Origin of the sequence: Vibrio sp. 10N.222.48.A3 (genome assembly GCF_041475345.1) — a bacterium.
In the GTDB taxonomy this organism is placed as follows: Bacteria; Pseudomonadota; Gammaproteobacteria; order Enterobacterales; family Vibrionaceae; genus Vibrio; species Vibrio tasmaniensis_A.
This window is the reverse complement of record NZ_JBFRVX010000277.1, coordinates 1-8786: the sequence shown is the minus strand read 5'-3', so window position 1 is coordinate 8786 and position 8786 is coordinate 1. Positions and strand designations below refer to the sequence as shown.

Sequence of the window (8786 nt, the reverse complement as noted above, 5' to 3'; positions counted from 1 at the left end):
GTCTACGTTCTTAACCGCAGCGTCAGTTAGCTTTTGAATTTCGTCTTGTGCTTTACGATCTTCGTCTTCTGAAATTTCTTTGTCTTTAAGAAGTGCTTTTAGATCGCCATTCGCGTCACGACGGATGTTACGAATAGCAACACGGCCACCTTCAGCCTCGCCACGAACGATTTTAACTAGGTCTTTACGACGTTCTTCCGTAAGCGGTGGAAGTGGAACGCGAATAACCGTACCTGCAGACATAGGGTTTAAGCCTAGGTCAGAAGTCATGATTGCTTTTTCAACAAGAGGAGTCAGTGTTTTATCAAACACTGTAATTGCTAGTGTACGTGCGTCTTCAGCAATAACGTTAGCTACTTGAGTCAAAGGTGTTGGTGCACCGTAGTACTCAACAGTAAGACCAGAAAGTAGGCTCGGGTGAGCACGGCCTGTACGGATTTTTTGTAGGCTGTTTTTTAGTGCATCAACACTTTTTACCATGCGCTCTTGAGCGTCTTTTTTGATTTCGTTAATCACAATTTCACCTTGATTATGTTCTTTCTTCAAGAAAGCTTTTTATTTGGAGTGATAAGGATAAGCTTACCGAAGCATTATACTTCAGTAAGCCCGAAAAATTAGTCAGCGTCGCTGATTAATGTACCTTCAGTTTCACCCATAACCACGCGACGTAGTGCGCCTGGCTTATTCATGTTAAATACACGGATTGGCATTTTGTGGTCACGTGCTAGCGTAAATGCGGCCAAGTCCATTACTTTCAATTCTTTTTCAAGAATGGTGTTGTAAGACAACGTATCATACAACTCTGCGTCTGGGTTTGCTACTGGGTCAGCAGTAAATACACCATCTACTTTTGTTGCTTTTAGAACTACGTCAGCTTCGATTTCGATACCGCGTAAACATGCAGCAGAGTCTGTAGTAAAGAATGGGTTACCAGTACCAGCAGAGAAGATCACAACACGACCTTGACGTAGTTGGCTGATTGCATCTGCCCAGTTGTAGTCGTCACATACACCTTTAAGAGGAATTGCTGACATTACACGTGCGTTTACGTAAGCACGGTGTAGTGCGTCACGCATAGCAAGGCCGTTCATTACCGTTGCCAGCATCCCCATATGGTCACCAACAACACGGTTCATACCCGCTTCTGCTAGGCCTGCGCCACGGAAAAGGTTACCACCACCGATAACAACACCAACTTGAACGCCTAGTTCAACTAATTCTTTTACTTCTTGAGCCATACGATCAAGGATCGTTGGGTCAATACCAAAACCTTCTTCGCCTTGTAGCGCTTCACCGCTAAGTTTTAACAGAATACGTTGATACGCTGGTTTAGGGTTCGTAGTCATGGAGCTTACCTTCCAAAGAGTTGATGATTAACAGTCATGGATAAAAACTGAAGAGCTCAGTTTGCATTCATAACAGCTAAAAGCCGGAAATAATTCATTATTCATAAAAAGACCGCAGCATTTGCCACGGTCTCTTTTCAAACAATACGCTAAGGATTAACCTTTTTGTACCGCTGCAACTTCGTCTGCGAAGCTCATTTCAGCTGCTTTCTCGATACCTTCACCAACTTCTAAACGAACGAAGGTAGTAACTGATGCGCCTTTCTCTTTAAGAATGTCAGCAACAGTTTTCTTAGGTTCCATGATGAAAGCTTGACCAGTAAGAGATACTTCGCCCGTGAATTTCTTCATACGGCCGATAACCATTTTCTCAGCGATCTCTTGTGGTTTGCCTTCGTTCATAGCGATTTCAACTTGAACAGCTTTTTCTTTTTCTACTACGTCAGCAGGTACGTCAGATGGGTTAACGTACTCAGGCTTAGAAGCAGCAACGTGCATAGCGATGTGCTTAAGCGTTTCAGCTTCGCCTTCACCAGCAACAACAACACCGATTTTCTCGCCGTGACGGTAAGAAGCTAGTGCAACACCTTCAACAAGCTCAACACGACGGATGCTGATGTTCTCACCGATCTTAGTTACTAGAGCGATACGTGCGTCTTCAAACTTAGCTTGAAGTGCAACGATGTCTAGACGTTCAGCTAGAGCAACTTCAGCAACTTCGTTAGCGAATGCAAGGAAACCTGCATCTTTAGCTACGAAATCAGTTTGGCAGTTCACTTCAAGAAGAGCAGCAACGCCAGCTTCTTCTTTAATGATGATTGCGCCTTCAGCAGCAACGTTACCAGCTTTTTTAGCTGCTTTCGCTGCGCCAGATTTACGCATATTTTCAATTGCTAGCTCGATGTCGCCTTCAGCAGCAACAAGCGCTTTTTTACATTCCATCATGCCCGCAGCTGTGCGTTCACGAAGTTCTTTAACTAGAGCTGCAGTTACAGTTGCCATTCTCTATTCCTCAGTAAATTCTAAAAAAGATAAAAAACAGGGGCCTAATTAATTGGCCCCTGATATTGACTGTATTCAGTTCTTAAGCCATCGATTATGACCGCTTAATATGAACTAAATATGGCTCAGAGCCGCTATTATTCAGCTTCTACAAAACCGTCTTTTTCAGCAGCTACAGCAGCAACATCTTTGTTACGACCTTCTTTAACCGCGTCTGCAGCAGCGTTTAGGTAAAGCTGTACTGCACGGATTGCATCATCGTTACCAGGGATAACGAAGTCAACACCGTCTGGGTTAGAGTTAGTATCAACTACAGCGTAAACTGGGATACCTAGGTTGTTTGCTTCTTTAACTGCGATGTGTTCGTGATCAGCATCGATAACGAATAGAGCGTCTGGAAGGCCGCCCATGTTCTTGATACCACCAAGAGACTTCTCTAGCTTCTCCATTTCACGAGTGCGCATTAGAGCTTCTTTCTTAGTAAGCTTGTCGAAAGTACCGTCTTGAGCTTGCGCTTCAAGTTCTTTCAGACGCTTGATAGACTGACGAACAGTTTTGTAGTTCGTTAGCATACCGCCTAACCAGCGGTTGTTAACGTAGAACTGGTTGCTGTTGATAGCAGCTTCTTTAACAGCTTCAGATGCAGCGCGCTTAGTACCAACAAAAAGAACTTTACCTTTCTTCTCGCCAACTTTAGCGATTTCAGCTAGAGCGTCGTTGAACATTGGTACAGTTTTTTCTAGGTTGATGATATGTACTTTGTTACGAGCACCAAAGATGAATGGCTTCATTTTTGGGTTCCAGTAACGAGTTTGGTGACCGAAGTGAACACCAGCTTTAAGCATATCGCGCATTGATACAGTTGCCATTTTAAAATCCTCTATGGGGTTAGGCCTCCACATCCCCCATGAATCCGACCCCTAACAACTAACCACTTTTCAGCCGTTATCTGTGTTGTTGAGGCACCCCGGAACATGTGTCGGAATGTGTGTGATTTAAAGAAATAAGTTAGTGGACACAAAGCTTGTTTCGCCAATTGGAGAAAACAGTCCTGATGTCCGGCGCGCTTTATACCATATTTTGTCTATCTATGGCTAGAAAAAAATCCAAAAATGGCGACTGCTATACTCTAGCCTATTAGCGGATTTCACCGATAAATCGCGGCCTAATCAAATCGATTCAGCATCGTCTTACAGAGCAATATCGGCTTAAATTAAGTAGTATCCACCAGCATTGTATGGATATGGGAATGTTGCGCTAAAATGCTGCACTGATAGAATAGCCCCAATATGCACACTTAGGTGCTACCAAATTAAGAGATATGCAATGGCTGTAAAAATTAAAACTGCTGAAGAAATTGGAAAAATGCGCGTCGCCGGCAAGCTGGCTTCTGAAATTTTAGAGATGATTGAACCTCACATCCAAGTGGGTACAACGACAGAAGAGCTTAACCAAATCTGTCACGAGTACGCTCTAGAGAGAGGCGCATACTCAGCACCACTTGATTACCACGGTTTCCCTAAGTCTATCTGTACGTCTATCAACCACATCGTGTGTCATGGTATTCCAGCATCACAAGATGAGACTGGTAGCACAGGTCAATTCAAACCTGCAGTATTGAAAGATGGCGATATTCTAAACGTTGATATCACTGTGATTGTTCCTGATGACGAAAATGCAGACCTAAGCACTCGTCCGCAAGGTTACCATGGTGACACATCTAAAATGTTCCTTGTGGGTGAAGTTTCACCAGCAAACAAACGTCTATGCATGGTTGCTCAAGAAGCACTTTACGAAGGCATGCGTCAGGTTAAACCAGGCGTTCAACTTGGCCAAGTTGGTACTGCTATCGAGAAGTACATCAAGACAAACAACAAGAATAACCCACGCGCTAAGTTCTCTATTGTAAAAGATTACTGTGGTCACGGCATTGGTTCTGAGTTCCACGAAGATCCACAAGTCGTTCACTACAAAAACAGCGATCGCACAGTGCTAAAAGCAGGCATGTGTTTCACAATCGAGCCAATGATCAATGCTGGTAAATTTGGTTGCCGTCTAGATGACGAAGATAGCTGGACAGTGTACACAGCTGACAGCAAGAACTCGGCTCAGTGGGAACACACTTTAGTTGTTACTGATACTGGTTGTGAAGTACTAACACTACGCAGTGATGATACGATTCCACGTATCATGAAGAACGCTTAGTTCAACAAACTGAACACCTCAGACTTTTGAAAATATCCTCGCATTGCCGAGGATATTTTTTTATCCGCTCAATTTCGATTTTGCATCAGCTTCTGTTAAATTGTTTACTATTCTCATTTGCTTGCACGGATAGCAGACTATGCCTTATCAATGCCCTATTACGTTCAATGACGAACAACTTGAAATCTGCGAATTAAAAAATCAGCTCGAAATCTTCACGCAGTATCAAAAGAGTGAATTTCTAAATCATCATCCAGTTACCGATTTGGTTCTGCTGCGCTCCGAATACATGGATTTGCTTCTCAACCGTTTATGGGAGCATTTCGGATTTAGCAAACTGCCTCATATTGCGTTGGTCGCAGTAGGCGGCTATGGCCGTGGTGAACTACACCCTTTATCCGATATTGATATTCTCATCGTCTCGCAAAGAACTCTACCATCAGCACTAGGTGAGAAAGTCAGTCAATTCATCACCCTACTGTGGGATTTGAAGCTAGAAGTCGGCCACGCAGTCCGTACCATTGCCGAGTGTCTTGAGATTGGCATCGATGATTTAACCGTTGCGACCAACTTACAAGAGTCACGTTTACTATGCGGAAGCGAAGACACCTTTCAAGAGTTAAAGCTAAAGATTCATTCCGATTCATTTTGGCCAAGTGAGACCTTCTACAAGGCGAAGATTCAAGAACAGAGAGAGCGTCACGCTCGTTATCACGACACAACTTACAATCTAGAGCCGGATATCAAATCAACTCCGGGCGGGCTCAGAGACATCCACACTCTGAGTTGGGTAGCACGTCGCCACTTCGGTGCGACTTCTTTGTTAGAAATGAGCAAGTATGGCTTTCTTACCGATGCCGAATATCGTGAACTCGTGGAGTGCCAAGATTTCTTATGGCGCGTTCGCTTTGCACTGCACATAGAGCTGCGCCGTTATGACAACCGACTTACCTTTGCGCATCAGGCTCAAGTAGCCGAACACCTTGGTTACACTGGTGAGGGCAATCGCGGCGTAGAAATGATGATGAAGGAGTTCTACCGAACACTTCGTCGTGTAGCAGAGCTCAACAAGATGCTGCTTAAGCTGTTTGACCAAGCAATCATTAACGGTGGTCAAACACAAGAAGCCGAGATTCTCGACAATGACTTCCAACGTCGAGGTTCATTAATCGAAGCGCGTAAGCCAGCCCTATTCCAAGCACGGCCAGAAACGATTCTCGATATGTTTATCCATATCGCGAATGACTCGACGATCGAAGGGGTAAGCCCACCAACATTACGACAACTGCGAACGGCGCGTCGCCGATTGAACCGCTTCCTGCATACCATTCCTGAAGCTCGTGACAAGTTCATGGATTTAGTTCGCCACCCCAACGCACTGCACAAAGCTTTTAGCTTGATGCATAAACTGGGCGTGCTATCGGCGTACTTACCGCAATGGAGCCAAATTGTCGGCCAAATGCAGTTTGATCTGTTCCACGTTTACACCGTGGATGAACACAGTATTCGCCTGCTCAAGCACATCAACCGCTTTAGCCAAGTAGAGAACCACGACAAACACCCAATTTGTTGTGAAGTGTACCCTCGAGTTCAGAAAAAAGAACTCCTGATCCTCGCCGCTATCTTCCACGACATCGGAAAAGGCCGTGGTGGAGACCACTCGGAAATCGGCGCCGTTGAGGCTTACTCTTTCTGTATTGAGCATGGGCTATCGAAGCCTGAAGCCAAACAAGTTGCGTGGCTAGTACAAAACCACCTATTAATGTCAGTGACCGCTCAGCGCCGTGATATCTACGATCCGGATGTGATTACCGAATTCGCCAAAAAAGTTCGCGATGAAGAGTCACTTGAGCTGCTGGTTTGCTTAACTGTCGCTGATATCTGTGCTACCAACCCAGAGCTATGGAACAGCTGGAAACGTACCCTACTCGCAGAGCTATTCCATTCTACGCAGCGAGCACTGCGTCGCGGCTTGGAAAACCCAGTCGATGTCAGAGACCGTATTCGTCACAATCAACAAATGGCATCTGCACTGCTGCGTAAAGAAGGTTTCTCCGCTCGTGAAATTGAAGTGTTGTGGCAGCGTTTTAAAGCTGACTATTTTTTGCGTCATACACACACTCAAATTGCTTGGCACTGTGAGCACTTACTTCGCTTAGAAGATCCGAGCCAACCTTTAGTACTTATCAGCAAAAAAGCAACACGAGGTGGTACAGAGGTATTCGTATACTGTAAAGACCAAGCAGCACTTTTCGCCACCGTTGTTGCCGAGCTCGACAGACGTAACTTTAACGTTCACGACGCACAGGTCATGGTCAGTAAAGATGGTCACGTTTTGGATACCTTTATCGTACTTGATCAACATGGTGAAGCGATTGATGAAGCAAGGCACAAAGCCGTTGCGAAGCATCTAACTCATGTTCTGGCTGATGGCCGTCCAACTAAGATTAAGACACGTCGCACGCCTCGAAACTTGCAGCATTTCAAGGTAAAAACTCGGGTTGAGTTCCTACCAACTAAGAGCAAGAAGCGCACCTTGATGGAGTTGAGAGCTCTTGATACACCGGGGTTGTTGGCTCAAGTCGGCGCAACCTTTGCTGAGTTAGACATCAATTTGCACGGCGCTAAAATTACCACCATCGGCGAACGTGCAGAAGATTTGTTTATTCTGACCAGTGACGCGGGAGGAAGGTTGTCTGAAGAACAAGAACAAGCCTTAAGAGAAAGATTAACCGAGCACGTTTCAGAACTCGCACCTTAGAAAGCTAATTTAGAGCTAGAAGTAAGTTGTGACGAGGAAACAAGTTTAGCTCTAGGAGCTGCTTTAATAGCCAAATAAGTGTGGGCAAAGATAGAGAGCGATCTTGCCCACAACTTACAATCAATTCACAGATATCAACTATCTAGCTCGTCGTTAGGCTGCTACATTGATCAAGTCAATTACATAAAAGTATTACATTCATAACCTAGAGGTCGCTTATGTATCCAAACCTCACTGGCTTAGGTATCCACGAACCTAAACAGATTGAACGTTACTCCCTTCGCCAAGAAGCGCACAAAGATATCCTGAAGATTTACTTTCGTAAGCAGAAAGGTGAACTGTTCGCGAAAAGCGTTAAGTTTAAGTACCCACGACAAGTAAAAAGTGTGCTTGTTAGCGGCGGCAATAATCAATACAAAGAAGTGACCGAGATTAACCGCAACCTCACTCTTGTGATTGATGAACTCAACAAAATCACCAAACCGACGCCAACGGCTGAGGTGGATGTGAAGCAGAAGATCCTTACTGACTTACGCCATCTAGAAAAAGTGGTATCAAGCAAGATCGCAGAGATCGAAGCCGATCTAGAAAAACTTAAATGATCCCGCGATTAACTGTTAGCAATTAACGATTAACTAACCTACATTAGTTATGCCGTTAAGGTCGCACAGACATCAAAAAGGGCTGATATCACTATCAGCCCTTTGTTTTTATTCTATTTTCTCTATTCACTTAGACTCGCGATTGCTTAAACACGCGTGACTTACTTCGACAAGCAAGTTTGAGCATCGATTAAGTTGGCATCCCACTCAAAAGTTTCAAACAACCTTAACCACGTTTCATCTAAGTTCGCCTTCATCACCAATTCTTCTTTAGTGAAAGGATGAATGAAGCGCAATTCAGAAGCATGCAGCAACAGACGGTGTGAGTCTAAATCATCACGGAACAGTCGGTTATGCTTACCATCACCATGTGAAGTATCGCCCACGATTGGGTGTCTTAGATGAGCCATGTGACGACGCAGCTGATGTTTACGTCCTGTCTTTGGCATCATCTCAACTAAGCAATAACGACTGGTAGGAAAACGGCCTGTTGAATACGGCACTTCGACTTTCGCTAACGGCTCGTAAACAGTGACGGCCTCTTGTGGTTCTTTATCTTCTTTCGCGAACTTATCGGCGATCTTATCCAACTCGACCTTGAGTGCATAATCGAGCGTATCGCCCTCTTCTATCCACCCACGGACAATCGCATGATAAGTCTTTTGCATCTCATGGTTGGCGAACATCGGCATCACCTCTGAGGCAACCTCACTCGACAGTGCGAACACCAATACGCCAGACGTTGGACGGTCTAAGCGATGCAGAGGAAATACGTGCTGACCAATTTGGTCGCGCAGAGTCTGCATCACAAACTGAGTCTCGTGTTTATCCAACCATGAGCGATGCACTAGCATACCCGCTGGCTTATTC

At 44.8% G+C, this 8786-nt stretch carries 8 protein-coding genes; 3 read left to right on the top strand and 5 right to left on the bottom strand.

The window, feature by feature from the left end; all coding sequences use genetic code 11:
* From frr to rpsB, 4 genes are all read right to left on the bottom strand, one after another.
* Positions 1–516 (bottom strand): ribosome recycling factor (gene frr / locus AB4653_RS09135; RefSeq protein WP_372103914.1); only part of this gene is annotated, 516 nt, incomplete at its 3' end.
* A 98-nt stretch (positions 517–614) separates the two neighbouring features.
* On the bottom strand, positions 615–1346 hold the full coding sequence (pyrH, locus tag AB4653_RS09130; protein WP_009847418.1) for a UMP kinase: 732 nt from the start codon (positions 1344–1346) through the stop codon (positions 615–617).
* Positions 1347–1502: 156 nt separating this feature from the next.
* Complete coding sequence (gene tsf, locus AB4653_RS09125) at positions 1503–2348, bottom strand: translation elongation factor Ts (protein ID WP_009847419.1); 846 nt, start codon at positions 2346–2348, stop codon at positions 1503–1505.
* Between the two features lie 137 nt (positions 2349–2485).
* On the bottom strand, positions 2486–3217 hold the full coding sequence (gene rpsB / locus AB4653_RS09120; protein ID WP_009847420.1) for a 30S ribosomal protein S2: 732 nt from the start codon (positions 3215–3217) through the stop codon (positions 2486–2488).
* 457 nt (positions 3218–3674) lie between these two features.
* Here rpsB and map point away from each other — a divergent pair, with 457 nt between their 5' ends.
* The 3 genes from map (at position 3675) to AB4653_RS09105 (ending at position 7916) form a co-directional block, all read left to right on the top strand.
* Complete coding sequence (map, locus tag AB4653_RS09115; protein ID WP_102257776.1) at positions 3675–4553, top strand: type I methionyl aminopeptidase; 879 nt, start codon at positions 3675–3677, stop codon at positions 4551–4553.
* Positions 4554–4692: 139 nt separating this feature from the next.
* On the top strand, positions 4693–7314 hold the full coding sequence (gene glnD, locus AB4653_RS09110; protein WP_009847422.1) for a bifunctional uridylyltransferase/uridylyl-removing protein GlnD: 2622 nt from the start codon (positions 4693–4695) through the stop codon (positions 7312–7314).
* 218 nt (positions 7315–7532) lie between these two features.
* On the top strand, positions 7533–7916 hold the full coding sequence (locus tag AB4653_RS09105) for a DUF3461 family protein (protein ID WP_004734354.1): 384 nt from the start codon (positions 7533–7535) through the stop codon (positions 7914–7916).
* Positions 7917–8077: 161 nt separating this feature from the next.
* Here the strand turns inward: AB4653_RS09105 and truC are convergent.
* The coding region (truC, locus tag AB4653_RS09100; protein ID WP_372103911.1) for a tRNA pseudouridine(65) synthase TruC at positions 8078–8786 on the bottom strand (709 nt) is incomplete at its 5' end.

Excerpts from the sequence above, each read along its gene's own strand:
- pyrH (WP_009847418.1), bottom strand. The coding sequence starts at position 1,346 with ATGACTACGAACCCTAAACCAGCGTATCAACGTATTCTGTTAAAACTT.
- tsf (WP_009847419.1), bottom strand. The coding sequence starts at position 2,348 with ATGGCAACTGTAACTGCAGCTCTAGTTAAAGAACTTCGTGAACGCACA.
- rpsB (WP_009847420.1), bottom strand. The coding sequence starts at position 3,217 with ATGGCAACTGTATCAATGCGCGATATGCTTAAAGCTGGTGTTCACTTC.
- map (WP_102257776.1), top strand. The coding sequence starts at position 3,675 with ATGGCTGTAAAAATTAAAACTGCTGAAGAAATTGGAAAAATGCGCGTC.
- glnD (WP_009847422.1), top strand. The coding sequence starts at position 4,693 with ATGCCTTATCAATGCCCTATTACGTTCAATGACGAACAACTTGAAATC.
- AB4653_RS09105 (WP_004734354.1), top strand. The coding sequence starts at position 7,533 with ATGTATCCAAACCTCACTGGCTTAGGTATCCACGAACCTAAACAGATT.